Source organism: Comamonadaceae bacterium OTU4NAUVB1, from assembly GCA_024372625.1.
Taxonomy (GTDB): Bacteria; Pseudomonadota; Gammaproteobacteria; order Burkholderiales; family Burkholderiaceae_C; genus Variovorax.
The window spans coordinates 1-16693 of record CP099605.1 but is presented as its reverse complement, the minus strand read 5'-3'; the positions used below and the strand labels follow the sequence as shown (position 1 = coordinate 16693).

General features: G+C 69.6%; 16 protein-coding genes. 9 read left to right on the top strand and 7 right to left on the bottom strand.

Annotation, left to right across the window (positions count from 1 at the left end; all coding sequences use genetic code 11):
• Positions 1 to 123 precede the first annotated feature (123 nt).
• Positions 124 to 540, bottom strand: a complete 417-nt coding sequence (locus NF681_03615) for a hypothetical protein (GenBank protein ID UST54313.1) — start codon at positions 538 to 540, stop codon at positions 124 to 126.
• Positions 541 to 863: 323 nt separating this feature from the next.
• On the opposite strand from NF681_03615, the gene NF681_03610 reads away from it, so the two are divergent.
• The 6 genes from NF681_03610 to NF681_03585 all read left to right on the top strand — a co-directional run bounded on the left by NF681_03610 (position 864) and on the right by NF681_03585 (position 7403).
• On the top strand, positions 864 to 1631 hold the full coding sequence (locus NF681_03610) for an endonuclease/exonuclease/phosphatase family protein (GenBank protein ID UST55850.1): 768 nt from the start codon (positions 864 to 866) through the stop codon (positions 1629 to 1631).
• Entirely contained in the window at positions 1628 to 2857 is a 1230-nt protein-coding gene (clsB, locus tag NF681_03605) for a cardiolipin synthase ClsB (GenBank protein UST54312.1), read from the top strand. Before NF681_03610 ends, clsB begins: the two co-directional genes overlap by 4 nt.
• A 3-nt stretch (positions 2858 to 2860) precedes the next feature.
• Positions 2861 to 3826 carry a lysylphosphatidylglycerol synthase domain-containing protein gene (locus tag NF681_03600; GenBank protein ID UST54311.1) on the top strand — a complete coding sequence of 322 codons (966 nt, stop codon included), beginning with the start codon at positions 2861 to 2863 and terminating at the stop codon, positions 3824 to 3826.
• Between the two features lie 46 nt (positions 3827 to 3872).
• A complete protein-coding gene (locus NF681_03595) occupies positions 3873 to 5168 on the top strand; it encodes a putative DNA modification/repair radical SAM protein (GenBank protein UST54310.1) in 1296 nt (431 codons plus the stop codon).
• Positions 5169 to 5210: 42 nt separating this feature from the next.
• On the top strand, positions 5211 to 6809 hold the full coding sequence (locus tag NF681_03590; protein ID UST54309.1) for a UdgX family uracil-DNA binding protein: 1599 nt from the start codon (positions 5211 to 5213) through the stop codon (positions 6807 to 6809).
• A gap of 135 nt (positions 6810 to 6944) precedes the next feature.
• On the top strand, positions 6945 to 7403 hold the full coding sequence (locus NF681_03585; protein UST54308.1) for a hypothetical protein: 459 nt from the start codon (positions 6945 to 6947) through the stop codon (positions 7401 to 7403).
• 48 nt (positions 7404 to 7451) lie between these two features.
• Here NF681_03585 and NF681_03580 read toward each other — a convergent pair whose 3' ends face one another.
• Positions 7452 to 8654, bottom strand: a complete 1203-nt coding sequence (locus tag NF681_03580; GenBank protein ID UST54307.1) for a metallophosphoesterase — start codon at positions 8652 to 8654, stop codon at positions 7452 to 7454.
• 225 nt (positions 8655 to 8879) lie between these two features.
• Positions 8880 to 9185, bottom strand: coding sequence for a hypothetical protein (locus NF681_03575; protein UST54306.1), 306 nt, complete (start codon positions 9183 to 9185; stop codon positions 8880 to 8882).
• Positions 9186 to 9442: 257 nt separating this feature from the next.
• Between NF681_03575 and NF681_03570 the strand changes: the two genes are divergently transcribed.
• Together NF681_03570 and NF681_03565 are read left to right on the top strand one after the other, a co-directional pair.
• Positions 9443 to 9826 (top strand): hypothetical protein, encoded by a 384-nt coding sequence (locus NF681_03570; GenBank protein ID UST54305.1) that lies wholly within the window; start codon positions 9443 to 9445, stop codon positions 9824 to 9826.
• 22 nt (positions 9827 to 9848) lie between these two features.
• The gene (locus NF681_03565; GenBank protein UST54304.1) at positions 9849 to 10133 is read left to right on the top strand and encodes a hypothetical protein; all 285 of its coding nucleotides are present in this window, start codon (positions 9849 to 9851) and stop codon (positions 10131 to 10133) included.
• On the opposite strand, the gene NF681_03560 is transcribed toward NF681_03565, so the two are convergent.
• Positions 10119 to 10406, bottom strand: coding sequence for a hypothetical protein (locus NF681_03560; GenBank protein ID UST54303.1), 288 nt, complete (start codon positions 10404 to 10406; stop codon positions 10119 to 10121). The two genes, NF681_03565 and NF681_03560, sit on opposite strands and share 15 nt — an antisense overlap.
• A gap of 42 nt (positions 10407 to 10448) precedes the next feature.
• Between NF681_03560 and NF681_03555 the strand changes: the two genes are divergently transcribed.
• Entirely contained in the window at positions 10449 to 11330 is an 882-nt protein-coding gene (locus NF681_03555; protein UST54302.1) for a LysR family transcriptional regulator, read from the top strand.
• 42 nt (positions 11331 to 11372) lie between these two features.
• Here NF681_03555 and gyrB read toward each other — a convergent pair whose 3' ends face one another.
• The 3 genes from gyrB to dnaA all read right to left on the bottom strand — a co-directional run bounded on the left by gyrB (position 11373) and on the right by dnaA (position 16693).
• Entirely contained in the window at positions 11373 to 14000 is a 2628-nt protein-coding gene (gene gyrB / locus NF681_03550) for a DNA topoisomerase (ATP-hydrolyzing) subunit B (GenBank protein UST54301.1), read from the bottom strand.
• Between the two features lie 69 nt (positions 14001 to 14069).
• Entirely contained in the window at positions 14070 to 15188 is a 1119-nt protein-coding gene (gene dnaN, locus NF681_03545; GenBank protein UST54300.1) for a DNA polymerase III subunit beta, read from the bottom strand.
• Between the two features lie 125 nt (positions 15189 to 15313).
• The gene (gene dnaA / locus NF681_03540; GenBank protein ID UST54299.1) at positions 15314 to 16693 is read right to left on the bottom strand and encodes a chromosomal replication initiator protein DnaA; all 1380 of its coding nucleotides are present in this window, start codon (positions 16691 to 16693) and stop codon (positions 15314 to 15316) included.

The window sequence follows — 16693 nt, the reverse complement described above, 5'->3', positions numbered from 1 at the left end:
GTCGCGTGGTGAACGAAGAAGGCCCATGGCGATCGCTCGCCATGGGCCTTTCGATTTCGGGTGCCGCCAGATTCCGGACGAAAAAAAAGACCCGTGAGGGTCCTTTCTTCGGGGCGGGCCTGCTTACTTGCCTGCGGCTGCCGGGGGACGCTGGTTCGCGGGGACCACGGTCTCCGAGTTGCCCGCGGGCAGCGTGGCGTTCGGGGTGCGCACGGCGGCACGGGTTTCGGCCTTCACGCCTTCGCGCGACTTGCCGCTCATGACGGCCGGGGGGCCGTCCATCTTGCGGCCGCCGACGGTCTCGGAATTGCCGGCGGGCAGCGTGCCGTCGGGCGTGCGGTTGGCGGCGCGGGTCTCGGCCTTCACGGCATCGCGCGACTGGGGCATCGTGCCCGACGGACGCTGCGTCTGCGGCGTGCCGGTGGCTGCGTTGCCGGCGGGCAGCGGCTGGGTCATCTGCTGTGCAGACACGGAGCCTGCGACGATCATTCCGGCCACGAACACGGAAGAGAGGAGGGAAGTGGAAAGATTGCGTTTCATGCTGGTTCCTTGGTCTGGACAGTAATTGAAGCCATGGGCCTGGGGCCTGCGACATCCGAGCCCTTTTTCGAGACTCTGAAGGTAACTTAGCGAGGGCCTGTCAAGGGGGGTGTGAGGCGGCGGCACAGGACGCTGTAGGACGTGGCGGCGCAGGGCGCGGGGACGTTGGAACGTCCTACATGACGTGTCGGCGGCGCACCCTAAAACACCGTCGGACGCGGGATTTGAACGGCTCGCCGCACCGCGTCCGGCACACTTTCACCATGTCGCTCGAACCGTCCATCCCTATTCCCTCGCCCTCCGCTGCCGCCGCGCCATCGCCGATGGCCGGCGCGGCGCGGACGCCGACATCGCTGAAGGTGATGACGGTCAACACCCACAAGGGCTTCACGGCCCTCAACCGCAAGTTCATCCTGCCGGAACTGCGCGAAGCGGTGCGCACGGTCGGTGCGGACGTGGTGTTCCTCCAGGAGGTGCAGGGCACCCACGACCACCATGCCCGCAAGCACGACAACTGGCCCGAGGCGCCGCACTACGAATTCCTCGCCGACACGATGTGGCCGCAGTTCGCCTACGGCCGCAACGCCGTGTATCCCAAGGGCCACCACGGCAACGCGGTGCTGTCGAAGTTCCCGATCGTGACCCACACGAACCACGACGTGTCCATCGCCGGACCGGAGAAGCGCGGCCTGCTGCACTGCGCGCTGCGCCTGCCCGGCCGGGCGGTCGAGGTGCACGTGATCTGCGCCCACCTGGGCCTGGCCGAGGCACACCGCCAGCAGCAGCTCGAACTGCTCTGCCACATCGTGCGCGACGAGGTGCCCGCGGACGCCCCGCTGGTGGTGGCCGGCGACTTCAACGACTGGCGCTGCCACGCGCACGACATCCTGTCCGAAGGCGCCGGCCTGCGAGAGGTCTTCGTGCATGCCAACGGCAAGGCCGCCCGCACCTTCCCGGCGCGCTTTCCGCTGCTGCAGCTCGATCGCATCTACGTGCGCAACGCCGCGGTGCACGCGCCGGTGGTGCTGCCTCGCCGGCCCTGGTCGCACCTGTCGGACCATGCGCCCCTGGTCGCGGAGATCGAACTGTGAGCGGCTGGTTCGCGGGCAACCGCATCGAACTCCTGGAGAACGGCGAGGCGTTCTTCCCGCGCGTCTTCGAAACCATCCGCGCCGCGCGCCGCGAGGTGATCGTCGAGACCTTCATCCTGTTCGAGGACAAGGTCGGCAAGGCCCTCCACGCGGCCCTGCGCGAGGCCGCGCTGCGCGGCGTGAAGGTCGATCTCATGATCGACGGCTTCGGCTCGCCGGACCTGTCGGCCGACTACGTCTCCGGGCTGGTCTCCGCCGGCGTCAAGGTCCGCGTGTTCGATCCGGGCGATCGCGTGCTGGGCTATCGCCTCAACGTGTTCCGGCGCATGCACCGCAAGATCGTCGTGATCGACGGCGAGCGCGCCTTCGTCGGCGGCATCAACTATTCGGCCGATCACCTGATGGACTACGGCCCCGAGGGCAAGCAGGACTATGCGGTGGAGATCGAGGGGCCGGTGGTGCCCGAGATCCACCGTTTCGTGCTGCGCGCGATCGCCATCGGCGGCAAGAGCCCGAGCTGGTTCCGGCGCCGCATGAAGGAGGCGCGCCACGAACCCCACGGCCAGCCCGTGGGCAGCGCCGAGATCCAGTTCGTCACGCGCGACAACCGCCGCCACACCACCGACATCGAGCGTCACTACCGCGCCGCGCTGCGTACGGCGCGCCACCGGGTGGTCATCGCCAACGCCTACTTCTTCCCCGGCTACCGCCTCATCAAGGCGATGCGCCACGCGGCGCGGCGCGGCGTCGACGTGCGGCTGATCCTGCAGGGCGAGCCCGACATGCCCATCGTCAAGACCGCCGCGAGCATGCTCTACCACCACCTGCTGCACGCGGGCGTGCGCATCTACGAATACGTCGAGCGGCCGCTGCACGGGAAGGTCGCGGTGATGGACGACCAGTGGAGCACGGTGGGCTCGAGCAACCTCGATCCGCTGAGCCTGTCGCTCAACCTGGAGGCCAACGTGATCGTGCGCGACCCGGCCTTCAACGCCACGCTGTCCGGCCGCCTCGACCACCTGATGCAGCACAGCTGCAAGCAGATCGAGGCCGCCGACCTGACCGACTGGAGCGGCTGGCGCCTGGTGCGCAGCTTCTTCATCTTCCACTTCCTGCGCTGGTATCCGGCCTGGATGGCCTGGCTGCCGCGCCACGCGCCGGTGCTCAAGCCGCTGGAGGCGACGGCGGCGCGCGACGGCGGCGCCACGCAGACGGACGCCGCCTGAGCCATGAAAGCCGCCTGGCCCTGGATCAAGCGCATCGGCACCTGGGTGTTCTTCGCCCTGGTCGCCTGGCTCATCGCGAAGCAGGCGCGGGGCATCGACTGGGACGACGTGCTCGCCGCCTTCGCGCGCCTGCCGGCGGCCACGCTGTGGATGGCCGGTGCGCTGGCGGCGGCGAGCTACGCGGTCTACAGCACCTACGACCTGCTCGGACGCCGCGTCACCGGCCACACGCTGGGCGCCGGCACCGTGATGGGCGTGACGTTCGTGAGCTACGCCTTCAACCTCAATCTGGGCTCCCTCGTGGGCGCGGTGGCATCGCGCTACCGGCTCTACTCGCGCCTCGGCCTGGCGACCGAGACCATCACGCGCGTGCTGGGCTTCAGCATGCTGACCAACTGGCTCGGCTACCTGGTGGTGGGCGGCCTCGCCTTCAGCTTCTGGCCGCTCGAACTGCCGCCGGACTGGAAGATCGGCAACGGCGGGCTGCGGCTGCTGGGCGCGACGCTGCTGGCGATCGCCATGGCCTACGTGGTGCTCTGCGCCGTGGCCAGCGACCGCACATGGCACGTGCGCGGCCACGCGTTCACGCCGCCGTCGTTGCGCATGGCCGGCCTGCAGCTGGTGATGTCGTGCACGAACTGGGCCCTGATGGCCGGCATCGTCTGGCTGCTGCTGCTGCGCAAGGTGCCCTATCCGGAGGTGCTGGCCGTGCTGCTGGTGGGCGCGGTCGCCGGTGTCATCACGCACGTGCCGGCCGGCCTGGGCGTGCTGGAAGCGGTGTTCGTCGCCCTGCTCGCCCACCGCCTGCCCCAGGGCCAGATCCTGGCGGCGCTGGTGGGCTACCGGGCGCTCTACTACATCGCGCCGCTGGCCCTCGCGGCGGTGGCGTTCCTGGTGACCGAGCTGCGTGCGCGCCGGCTCGGCGCGGCCGGCGCGGGCGAGGCGGCGCACTCCCGCGTCGCGTCGTGAACCCGACCCGGCGACAGGGCCGTCGCGTTCACTGTAAATTCATCCAGTGACACTCCAACGCAAGCTCGCCATCCTCGCCGACGCCGCCAAGTACGACGCCTCGTGCGCCTCCAGCGGCACCAGCAAGCGCAGTTCGGTCGGTGGCGCGGGCATCGGTTCGACCGAGGGGTCGGGCATCTGCCACAGCTACGCGCCCGACGGCCGCTGCATCTCGCTGCTGAAGATCCTGCTGACCAACTTCTGCCAGTACGACTGCCTCTACTGCGTCAACCGGGTCAGCAGCAACGTGCCGCGCGCGCGTTTCACGGTCCAGGAGGTGGTGGACCTCACGCTCGATTTCTATCGTCGCAACTGCATCGAGGGCCTGTTCCTCTCCAGCGGCATCATCCAGAACCCCGACTACACGATGGAGCAGGTCGTGGAGGTGGCGCGCACGCTGCGCGAGGACCACGACTTCCGTGGCTACATCCACCTGAAGACCATTCCCGACGCGTCGCCCGAACTGCTGCGCCGCGCCGGCCTCTACGCCGACCGGCTGAGCATCAACGTCGAGCTGCCCACCGATCAGGGGCTCGCGACGCTCGCCCCCGAGAAGGACGGTGCCGCCATCCGTCGCTCGATGGCCAACCTGCGCGTGCACATCGACGACGCCAGGGGCGCGGCGCGCGACGCGGCGGCGGTGTCGGTCGTCTCGATGCCGACCTCCATGCCCCGGCGCGCGGCGGCGCCGAAATTCGCTCCGGCGGGCCAGAGCACGCAGATGATCGTCGGCGCCGACGCCACCGACGACCGCACCATCCTGTCGACCAGCGCCAACCTCTATGGCGCCTACCGGCTGCGGCGGGTCTACTACTCGGCCTTCAGTCCCATTCCCGATGCCTCTTCGTCGCTGCCCCTCGCGGCGCCGCCGATGGTGCGCGAGCACCGCCTCTACCAGGCCGACTGGCTGATGCGCTTCTATGGTTTCGCGCACGACGAGATCGTGCCGCCCGCCGCGCCGGGCGATTCGGCCGGCGGCGGCATGCTGTCGCTCGACGTCGACCCCAAGCTGGCCTGGGCGCTGGCGCATCGCGACCGGTTCCCGGTCGACCTGAATGCCGCGCCGCGCGAGATGCTGCTGCGCGTGCCGGGTCTGGGCGTGAAGGCGGTCGAGCGCCTGCTGATGGCGCGCCGCGTGCGCCGCCTGCGCAGCGACGACCTCAAGCGTCTGCACGTCCCGCTCAAGAAGGTGATGGCGTTCGTCGAGGTGGCCGACCACCGGCCCGGCCACGCGCTGGAGGCCGCCGACCTCGCCGCGCGGCTGAAGCCCGTTCCGGTGCAGGCTTCGCTCTTTTCCGCCTGAGCGCCTACAGGGCCGGCCCGGCGACACCGCGAGATTGAGGCGATGGCGACGCAGACGATCACGCTGGACGGCGACACCGACTGGCCCGGTTTCCGCCGCGAGGCGCGCGGGCTGCTGACACGCCAGGTGCCGCCGGACGACATCGTGTGGCACACGCGGGAGAGCGCCGAACTCGACCTGTTCGCCTCGCTCCCCGATGAGCTCGACGACCCCGAAGCGTCCGGTGACTTCGCCGACGCGGCGTCGCCGGCCTCCGTTGGTGAGGCCCCGGGCCGTCCGGCGCCCACGCCGCATCCGGGCGGCGCCTCGGCCGTCGTGCCGCCGGCGTTCCTGCGCCTGTGCGAGACCGTGGTGCTGCACGAGGACCCGGCCCGCTTCGGCCTGCTCTACCGGCTCCTGTGGCGCCTGGTGCACGAGCCCGGTCTGCGCGACGATCCCATCGATCCCGACCGCGTGCGCGCCCAGCACATGGCCCAGGCGGTGCGGCGCGACATGCACAAGATGAAGGCCTTCGTGCGCTTTCGCAGCATCGAGCAGGCCGACGGCGGCGCGACGCTGCACGTGGCGTGGTTCGAACCGTTCCATCACATCGTGGAGGCGGTGGCGTCGTTCTTCGTGCGTCGCTTCACCTCGATGCGCTGGGCGATCATGACGCCCGAGCGCTCGTTGCGCTGGGAGCCGGCGGCCGCCGGCCGGGAAGGCACGCTGACCTTCGGCCCCGGGGCCCGGCGCGAGGACGCCCCGCCCGCCGACGCCGGCGAGGCGCTCTGGCTCACCTACTACCGCCACATCTTCAATCCCGCGCGCCTCAAGCTGGCGATGATGCAGAAGGAGATGCCGCGCCGCTACTGGCGCAACCTGCCCGAGGCCGAACTGATCACGCCCCTGTCGGTCGAGGCGATGGCGCGCAGCGGCCGGATGATCGAGGCCCCGGCCAGCGTCCCGGCGCGCCGCATCGCGCCGGTCGCCGGGTTGCGGAAGCACGCGCGGTCACCGGCGCCGGACGCCGTCCTCGCGCCGATGCCGCAGGCGCTGTCGAGCGATCCGGCCGAGGCGCTTTCCCAGCTGCGCGAAGCCACGCAGCGCTGCCGCGAGTGCCCGATCGGCGCGCACGCCACGCAGGCGGTGTTCGGCGAAGGCCCGGTGCGTGCCGCGCTGATGGTCGTCGGCGAGCAGCCGGGCGATCAGGAGGACCTGCGCGGCCGGCCCTTCGTCGGACCGTCCGGACGGCTGTTCGACCGTGCCGTCGCCGATCTGGGCTGGGCGCGGGAGACCCTCTACGTCACCAACGCGGTGAAGCATTTCAAGTTCGAGCTGCGCGGCAAGCGACGCATCCACAAGACCCCCAGCCAGCAGGAGGCCGCCGCCTGCCTGCACTGGCTGGAAAGCGAGGTGCGGCAGGTCCGGCCCCGGGCCCTCGTCGCGCTGGGCGCCACGGCGGCGCGTGCCCTGCTGGGACGGCCGGTGGCGGTCATGAAGGAACGCGGGCAGTGGCATGCCGGGCCGCAGGGCGAGCAGGTGCTGGTGACCCTGCATCCGTCGGCCCTGCTGCGTGGCGATCCCGCCCTGCAGGAGGAAGCCTACGCCCGCTGGCTGGAAGACCTGGCGCTCGCCACTGCCGTCGCGCAGGCCGTGGCATGAGTCGTGCTTGACACCCGGAAGGATAGTTTTGCTGCAGTGCAGCAAAAAAGCTTCCGGTGGCCTATAGTCCGGCATCGTCACTCATCGGTCGCTTCCATGTCCCAAGCTCTTTCTTCGCGATTCTTCAACCCACTCATGCTGTGGGCGGACGTCGCCGTGACGACGCAGGAAATGTGGGTGTCCTCGGCGTCGGTCGTGCAGGCGCGCACCGAACGCATGGCGCTCGCGGGCCTCTCGCCCAGTCAGGCCGATCTGGCCGAGTTCCAGTTGATGGCCCAGGAAAAGCTGACCGCCGCCGGCGAGTCCGGCACGGCGATCGCCCACCAGTTCCAGACCAGCGGCCTCGGGCTGTTCAACCGGGCCATCCGCCAGTGGTTCACCGGCGCGGCGGCGCTCGCGGGCCTGCTCACCAGCGCGACCCCCGCCCAGGCCCTGACCCAGCGTGACCGCCTGCTCGACGTGAGCACCCAGGCCGCGGCCACGGTGTCCCAGATGACCAGCGTGGCCGCGCGCGCGACGCAGCGCGGGCTCAAGCCGATCCACGCCAAGGCGGCGGCCAACGCGCGCCGACTGGCCCGGCCCGCCGCCACGTGAGCGGGTTTCGCGGTCGCGTCGCGGCTGGTCCGGCGCCGCGCGCCGCGCTCAGGCCGCGACGAGTCGCACCAGCGTGATCTCCGAGGGCGCGCCGATGCGCTTGGGCGGTCCCCAGTAGCCGGTGCCCCGGCTGATGTAGATCCACATCGCGTCCAGCCGGTGCAGGCCCGACACGTAGGGCTGCTGCAGCGGCACGAAGAAGTTCCAGGGAAAGAACTGTCCGCCGTGCGTGTGGCCGGACAGCTGCAGCTGGAAGCCCGCCGCCGAGGCCGCGGCCGCGCTGCGGGGCTGGTGCGCCAGCAGGATGCGCGTGGTGACGCCCGGTGGGGCGCCCGACAGGGCCCCCACGGGATCGCTCGCCTGCGCCACGTCGTAGTGACCGGCGTTGAAGTCGTTGACCCCGGCCAGCAGCAGCGTGGCGGCATCGGCCTCGTCGTCGGTCTGCGCGCCGCGCGCCGTCATGTCGCCATGGATGCCGCGTCCGGCCAGCAGCACGTGCTCGTTCTGCAGCACGCGCAGTCCCATGCGGCGCAATTCCGCCACCCAGGCCGTCGCGCCGGCGTAGTACTCGTGATTGCCCGTCACCACGAACGTGCCATGCCGTGCCTTCAGCCCCGTCAGCGGCGCGATGTGGTGCCGCAGGGTCGGCACGTCGCCATCCACCAGGTCGCCGGTGATCGCGACGGCATCGGCCTCCAGGCGGTTCACCCGCTCGACGATGCGCTGGATGTACCCGTGCCGGATGGTCGGGCCGACGTGCAGGTCGCTCAGTTGCGCGATGGTGAAGTTCCTCAGCGCGTTGGGCAGGCCGGCGATCGGCACGTCGATCCGTACTACCCGCGCCGTGCGCCGCGCGTTGAAGAAGCCGACGATCGAGCCCGTCGTGGCGATCAGCGGCACGGCGACGGCGCTCCAGCGCGCCAACGCCGCGAGCGATCCGGGCGTCGTCCACCCGGCGTGCTGCACCAGCCAGGCGACGAGCAGCACGACATCGCGCAGGAGCGTCGCGACGAACATCGACGAGAACCAGCCCATGGCCACCAGTCCGACCCACTGCCAGCGCCGGCCGATCGAGCGTCCGTGTCCCCGGAAAGCGAGGAAGGGCAACGGCATGGTCGCGACCGACATCAGCAGGGCCACGAGCACGACGCAAGCCGCGAGGCGGCTGGTTGCGTCGATCATCGGCAGCACGCGCAGGCCGATGTAGACATGCAGCAGCGCGGTCAGGAGGACGAGGAATCGGAACGGCATGGGGGGACGGGGTAGGACGTGAGAGACCGGACTCGGAGGGGTGCGACGGCATCGGACCCATGCCTGCGGCTCGACGCCGAGGCGGAATAAACCCATTCAAGGTTCGTGCCGGATCGAAGCATTCCAACGGGTCTGGGACCCATTGTTCACATTCGTCGGCCCCCATCGGGTCGCATGAGCCCCTGGACCGCGCCCGGACCGCGTCACCCGCGCTTCATCCGCGCCTTACTTGCCCTTCTCGCGCGCGATCGCTTCGGCCTGCTCGGTCTGCGACGCATCGGTCCCGATGTCGGGCGTGCCGGGAAAGCCGCTCGCTTCGTCGCGTTCCCGACCCATGCGGCTGCCTGTCGCGATCGGGTCTTCCTGGCCGATCGCGCGGTTCTGCTCGATGTTGCGGCCCGACGCGGCGCCCCGGTCGCCCACGCGTGCCTCGTCGCCTCCGTACTCGGTGCCGGAAGCGTCGGAACTGCCGGTGGCGGGCGGTGGGGTGCCGCCGGTGGCGTCGTGCGGATCTTTGGATGGATGGGTCATGGAAATCTCCTTGGATGTCGATGGCGTGGATCGGAGGGTTCGAGCCTGCACCCCCTCCCGGGCTCCGGCGCGCCGGCTCCCCGTCCGCGTGGGCGTAGGCCGTGGCGCAGCGCGCGCGTCCAACCTCGCGGCGGCCCGCGGGATGGGACGCGCCGTCCTGTCTTTGGCTGGCGATCGGAGCGGACCGGAACCTACATCGCACGCTGGCGGCGACGCGAGATTCTTCGGCTGTTCATCCAGTTCAGGAGCGACGTTCCATGACGCCATCACTTCCTTCCTTTTCCGCCCGGTCGCGTGCCGCCGTCCTGGCCGCTGGCCTGGCGGTGGCTTGCGGCGGGGCCTGGGCTCAGGCCAGCGGCAATCCCAAGGGCACGGCGGTGCCCCCGGCGCAAGGCACGGCCGAGAAGGCACCGGCGGGTGCCCGGCCCGATGCCGGCGCCACGTCGTCGGGTGCGCTGACGTCGGAGAGCGGGCCTGCCAGCGCCCGCATGAACCGCACCGTGCCGCCGGGCGGTGGCACCGCGGGCGGCCTGACCCAGCGCAACGTGACGGCGCCCGAACCGGCTTCCAAGAGCACCACCGGCAAGGGCTCGGCCACGCCGCGGCCGGTGACGCCTTCGACGCCGGGCGGATCGCGTTGACGCCGGTGACCGAGCGTCCGTCATGAGCGTGCGTGCCCTGCGTTCGACCTTCGGTCCGTTGTGCCACTGGTGCGGGTTGCCGATGGCCTTCGACGAGCCGCACGGCCGGCCCGACTCCGCCACCATCGAACATCTGCACGACGCGACGATGGGTGGCGTGCGCCAACAGAAGCATCGCCGTCTCGCGCATGGCGCCTGCAACCGGATGCGCAACGAACTCAGGATGGAGACCGAACGGCGGTTCCGGCAATGGATCGAGGCCCGGATCGCGCAGACCCGCGCGGACGACCCCTCACCGCCGTCCTGAGACGCCATCGGTCTCGCGATCCTCGCGCGCGTCGCGTGAACCGGTCGCCCGGGCTGCGCCCCACCAGCCGATCTCGCCGCGGCCGATGGCCAAGTCGATTAGTTCGCGGTCGCTCATGCGATCGAGGTCCGGATCGACGCGACGGCGACGCGTGATCGCACGGCCGAGCCAAGCGATCAGACCGCGCGTGAGTCCGGCCCGTGCGGCCAGGGTTGATTTCCAGGACATGACGACTCCCTTGAGGAGCGTCCATCGTCGGGTTTCCCATGCCATCGGAAAAGTTGAGAATGCTGAGGTCATCCATCAGGTGAACCGATGCGTCAGCTCAACCTCGACCAACTCCGCACGCTGGTCTCCATCGCCGACCTCGGCACGTTTTCGGCCGCCGCGCGCGCCCTGCATCTGGCGCAACCCACGGTGAGCCTGCACGTCAGCGAACTGGAATCGCGGCTGGACACGCCGCTGATGGTGCGCGGCAGCCGCCGGGTCACGCCGACGGCCGCCGGGCTGGTGCTGGTGCAGCGCGCCCGTGCCCTGCTGCGCGATGCCGACGAGGCGGTGCGGCGGCAGGCTGAGGGCAAGCTGGGCCGGGTGCGCCTGGGCACCTCGACCGGGGTGGTCATCGACCTGCTCCCGCGCGTGCTCGAGGCGCTGCAGGACAGCCATCCGGGCATCGACGTCGAGGTCGTGGTCCTGGGCTCGTCGCAGGCGCTGGAGCGGCTGGCGCTGGGCACGCTGGACATCGGCCTCGTCGCGCTGCCCCAGCCGCCGCTGCGGGGGACCGTGGTGACGCCCTGGCGCGACCAGACCGTCAGGGCCTTCGTGCCGGCGGCCTGGGCGGCGCCCCGGACCGTCGCGCCCGAATGGCTGGCGCGGCAGCCGCTGATCTTCAACGACGCCACCACCCACATGCACCGCCTGACGATGGCCTGGTTCGCCGACGGCGGCTGCGCGCCCCGGGCGCGCATCGAGCTCAACTACGACGCCGCGATCCGCGGCCTGGTGGCCGCCGGCTACGGCGCGGCGTTGCTGCCGGTGTACGAATCGCGGGACGCGAAGACGGACGCGCGCGTGAAGGTGCTGCCGCTCAAGCCGCGCCTGGTGCGCCGGCTGGGCATCGCGCACCGCGCCCAGGCCTCGCTGGACGGCTCGACCGAGCGGGTCGTGGAGACGCTGGTGCGGTTCCGCCAGGGATGAGGGCCGTGCCGGCGACGCGTGCCGTCACGGCCGCGGCGTCGCTCAGACGTCGATGTTTCCGGCCCGCAGCGCGTTCTGCTCGATGAACTCGCGGCGCGGCTCGACCTCCTCGCCCATCAGCATCGTGAAGACGCGGTCGGCCTCGATGGCGTCGTCGATCTGCACGCGCAGCAGGCGGCGCACGGCGGGGTCCATGGTGGTTTCCCACAACTGCTCGGGATTCATCTCGCCCAGGCCCTTGTAGCGCTGGCGCGAGGTGGTGCGCTCGGCCTCGCCGATCAGCCACTTCATGGCGATGCGGAAGTCTGCGACCTTCTCCTCCTTGGCGCGCTCGCCCTCACCACGGCGGACCACGGCGCCTTCGCCGAGCAGGTCGCGGAAGGTGCTGGCGGCGGTCGCCAGCGCGGCGTAGTCGGCGCCGTGGACGAAGTCCTGCGTGATGACGCTGCTCTTGACGTTGCCGTGGTGGCGGCGGCTGATGCGCAGCAGCGGCTTGTCGGTGCGCACGTCGAACTCGCTCGTCACCTCGGCCGGTTCGCCCGCGTCGTCGAGTTCGCGCAGCTTGCGCTGCAGGGCGACGGCGGAGGCATCGGCGGCGACGGGCGTGTCGAGGTCGAGCGACACCCCGTCGGCGATGGCGCGCAGCGCGGCGGCGTCCATGAAGACCCCCAAGCGCGCGATCACGGCCTGCGCGAGCTGGTGCTTGCGCGCCAGTTCGGCCAGCGTCTCGCCCGCCAGCGTCACCGGGTTGGCGCCGCCGGTGTGGATGCTGGCGTCCTTGAGCGCGACCTTCAGCAGGAAGACGTCGAGCGCCGGTCCGTCCTTGAGGTATTGCTCCTCCTTGCCGAACTTGACCTTGTAGAGCGGCGGCTGGGCGATGTAGATGTGGCCGCGTTCGACCAGCTCGGGCATCTGCCGGTAGAAGAACGTCAGCAGCAGCGTGCGGATGTGGGCGCCGTCGACGTCGGCGTCGGTCATGATGATGATGCGGTGATAGCGCAGCTTGGCGACGTTGAAGTCGTCGGCGCCGCCGCCGGCGCCCCCGGTGGCCGTGCCGGCGCGACCGATGCCGGTGCCCAGCGCGGTGATCATCACCAGGATCTCGTTGCTGGTCAGCAGCTTCTCGTAGCGCGCCTTCTCCACGTTCAGGATCTTGCCGCGCAACGGCAGGATGGCCTGGAACTTCCGGTCGCGACCCTGCTTGGCCGAGCCGCCGGCGGAGTCGCCCTCCACCAGGTAGACCTCGCACAGCGCCGGGTCCTTCTCCTGGCAGTCGGCCAGCTTGCCGGGCAGGCCCATGCCGTCGAGCACGCCCTTGCGCCGCGTCATCTCGCGCGCCTTGCGCGCGGCCTCGCGGGCCCGGGCGGCCTCGATGATCTTGCCGCAGATGGTCTTGGCGTCGTTCGGGCGCTCCTGGAGGTAGTCGGCCAGCAGGCGCCCGACGATGTCCTCCACAGGCGCGCGCACCTCGCTGGAGACGAGCTTGTCCTTGGTCTGGCTGGAGAACTTGGGCTCGGGAACCTTCACGCTGAGCACGCAGCACAGGCCCTCGCGCATGTCGTCGCCGGTGACCTCGACCTTGGCCTTCTTGGCCAGCTCGTTCTCCTCGATGTACTTGTTGATCACGCGCGTCATGGCCGCGCGCAGGCCCGTGAGGTGGGTGCCGCCGTCGCGCTGCGGGATGTTGTTGGTGAAGCAGAGCACCTGTTCGCTGTACGCGCTGTTCCACTGCATCGCCACCTCGACGCCGATGTGCGTGCCGGGGATGCCGCCGTAGGTCTCCGCCGGCTTCTCGCCCATGGCGTAGAACACGTTGGGGTGCAGGACCGTCTTGCCCTTGTTGATGAACTCGACGAAGCCCTTGACGCCGCCGGCGCCGGAGAAGTCGTCCTCCTTGCCGGTGCGCTCGTCCTTCAGACGGATGCGCACGCCGTTGTTCAGGAAGCTCAGCTCGCGCAGGCGCTTGGAGAGGATCTCGTAGTGGAAATCGTTGTTCTCCTTGAAGATCTCCGTGTCGGGCAGGAAGTGCACCTCGGTGCCGCGCTTGTCGGTGTCGCCGATGACGCGCATCGGCGAGACCTCGACGCCCCTGACCTGCTCGAGCAGGCGGTTCTGCACGAAGCCCCGGCTGAACTCGAGCTCGTGGATCTTGCCCTCGCGCCGCACGATCAGCCGCAGCGTCACGCTCAACGCGTTCACGCACGACACGCCCACGCCGTGCAGGCCGCCCGAGACCTTGTAGCTGTTCTGGTTGAACTTGCCGCCCGCGTGCAGCTCGGTCAGCGCGATCTCCGCGGCCGAGCGCTTGGGCTCGTGCTTGTCGTCCATCTTCACGCCCGTGGGAATGCCACGGCCGTTGTCGGTGACGGAGATCGAGTTGTCGGAGTGGATGGTGACGACGATGTCGTCGCAATGGCCCGCCAGCGCCTCGTCGATCGAGTTGTCCACCACCTCGAAGACCAGGTGGTGCAGGCCCGTGCCGTCGGAGGTGTCGCCGATGTACATGCCCGGACGCTTGCGCACCGCCTCCAGCCCTTCGAGGATCGTGATCGAGCCTTCACCGTACGAGGTGTCGGCCGGCGTGATCTCGATCGGGATCGCGCTGTCGATCTCCGGCGTGTAGACCGGCTCGGTGTGCTGCGGCTCGACCGGCTTGTTTGCTTCGCTCATTGGTAATCTTTCTCAATCTCTCTCGATGACTCGGCACGATTCGACGCGCTGCGGCGCGCCGGGGGCGGGTCAGATCCGCATCGGCATCACGACGTACTTGAACGACGCGTTCTCCGGGATGGTGAACAGCGCCGAGCTGTTCGAGTCGGCCAGCTCCAGCGTGACCATGTCCTGGCTCATGTTGGACAGCGCGTCGATCAGGTAGGTGACGTTGAAGCCGATCTCGATGGCGTCGCCGCCGTAGTCGATGTCGACCTCGTCCTGCGCCTCCTCCTGCTCGGCGTTGCTCGAGGCGATGCGCAGCGTGCCCGGCTCGATGTTCAGGCGCACGCCCTTGAACTTGTCGGACGTGAGGATGGCGGTGCGCTGCAGGCTCGCCAGCAGCGTCGTGCGGCCCAGGGTGATGCTGTTCTTGTGGTTCTTCGGGATCACGCGGTTGTAGTCGGGGAACTTGCCCTCGACCAGCTTGGTGACGAACTCCATCCCGCCGAAGCCGAACTTGGCCTGGTTGCTGGCGAACTGCAGGTCGATCTGCGGCTGGTTGTCGCCGCCCGCGTCCGACAGCAGGCGCTGCAGCTCGATCACGGTCTTGCGCGGCAGGATCACTTCCTGGCGCGGCACCTCGACCTCCAGCGTCGCCGAGGCGAAGGCCAGCCGATGGCCGTCGGTCGCCACCAGCGACAGCTGCCGGCCCTCGGCCACGAACAGGATGCCGTTCAAGTAGTAGCGGATGTCGTGCACCGCCATCGCGAAGGACACCTGCTGCAGCAGGCCCTTGAGCGTCTTCTGGGGCACGCTGAACACGGGGCCGAAGGTCGCCGCCTCCTGCACCAGCGGAAAGTCCTCCGCCGGCAGCGACTGCAGCGTGAAGCGGCTCTTGCCGCCCTTGAGCACCAGCTTGTTGGCGCTCGCCTCCAGGCTCACGGTCTGGTCGGCGGGCATGGTGCGCAGGATGTCGATGAGCTTGCGCGCGCCGATGGTGGTCGTGAAGTCGCCCTCGTCGCCGCCGAGCTCGGCGGTGGTGCGGATCTGGATCTCCAGGTCGCTGGTGGTCAGCTGGAGCTGGCCGCCGGTCTTGCGGATCAGCACGTTGGCCAGGATGGGCAGCGTGTGGCGCCGCTCCACGATGCCGGCCACCGACTGCAGCGCGGCGAGGACTTTGTCTTGGGGTGCCTTCAGGACGATCATGTCTTTATCTCTCACTCTGATTTGGATTAACCGATCCGCGCCACGGCGCGAAACCGGCTCGGCCGGGGCCCCTGCGAGGGGTGCGCGGCGACACGCCACGCGCGAGGCCCGGGGTGGTGGCGCATCTAGCCCTTGAGCGTCTGTTCGAGCACGTGGAGCTGCTGGTTGAGTTCGGTGAGCTGCTGGCGCTCGCCGGAGATCTTGCGCACCGCGTGCAGCACCGTCGTGTGGTCGCGCCCGCCGAAGAGCTCGCCGATCTCGGGCAGGCTCTTCTGCGTCAGTTCCTTGGCCAGGTACATCGCGATCTGGCGCGGCCGCGCGATGCTCGCCGGGCGCTTCTTCGAGTACATGTCGGCGACCTTGATCTTGTAGTAGTCGGCCACCGTCTTCTGGATGTTTTCCACAGAGATCTGCCGGTTCTGGATCGACAGCAGATCGCGCAGCGCCTCGCGCGCCAGGGCGATCGAGATCTCCTTCTGGTTGAAGCGCGAATAGGCCAGGATCTTGCGCAGCGCGCCTTCGAGTTCGCGCACGTTGGAGCGCACGTTCTTGGCGACGAAGAAGGCCACCTCCTCGGGCATCTCGACCGACTCGGCCCGCGCCTTGTTGATCAGGATGGCCACGCGCATTTCCAGCTCCGGCGGCTCGATGGCCACCGTCAGGCCCGAATCGAAACGCGAGACCAGGCGCTCGTGGATGTCGGCGAGTCCCTTGGGATAGGTGTCGCTGGTCATCACGATGTGGCTCTTCTTGGCCAGCAGCGCCTCGAAGGCGTTGAAGAACTCCTCCTGCGTGCGGTCCTTGTTGGCGAAGAACTGGACGTCGTCGATCAGCAGCAGGTCGAGCGAGTGGTAGCGCTCCTTGAACTCGTCGAAGGTCTTGCGCTGGTAGGCCTTGACCACGTCCGAGACGAACTGCTCGGCATGGATGTAGAGCACCTTGGAATCCGGCCGGTCGACCATGAGGCGGTTGCCCACCGCGTGCATCAGGTGGGTCTTGCCCAGGCCGACGCCGCCGTAGATGAACAGCGGGTTGTACAGGTGTCCGGGCATGCCCGCCACGTGCATCGCCGCGGCGCGCGCCATGCGGTTGGCCGTGCCCTCGACCAGCGTGTCGAAGGTCAGGCCGGCGTTGAGCCGGTTCTTGAAACCGTTGGCCGAAGCCTCCTCGCCGGGACCGGCCACGTCGCGCGGCACGTCGGTGTCGGCCATGACGGCCAGCGGCGACGGGCGCGCGGGCGCGTCGCGTGGCGCCAGGGCGAGTTCGACGATCACCGACTGGCCGTAGATCTTCTCGGCCATGCCCGCGATCCGGCCGGCGTACTGGGCGCGGATCCAGTCGAGCTTGAAACGGTTCGCGACGAACACCGTCATGCGGGAGAGGTCGTCCGCGACCTGGGCGGTCAGCGGCTTGATCCAGGTGTTGAACTGCTGCTCGGAGAGCTCCTGCGCGAGCTGATCGACACAGGCTTGCCAGAGGCTGTCGCCGGCGCCGTCAGTGGGCAT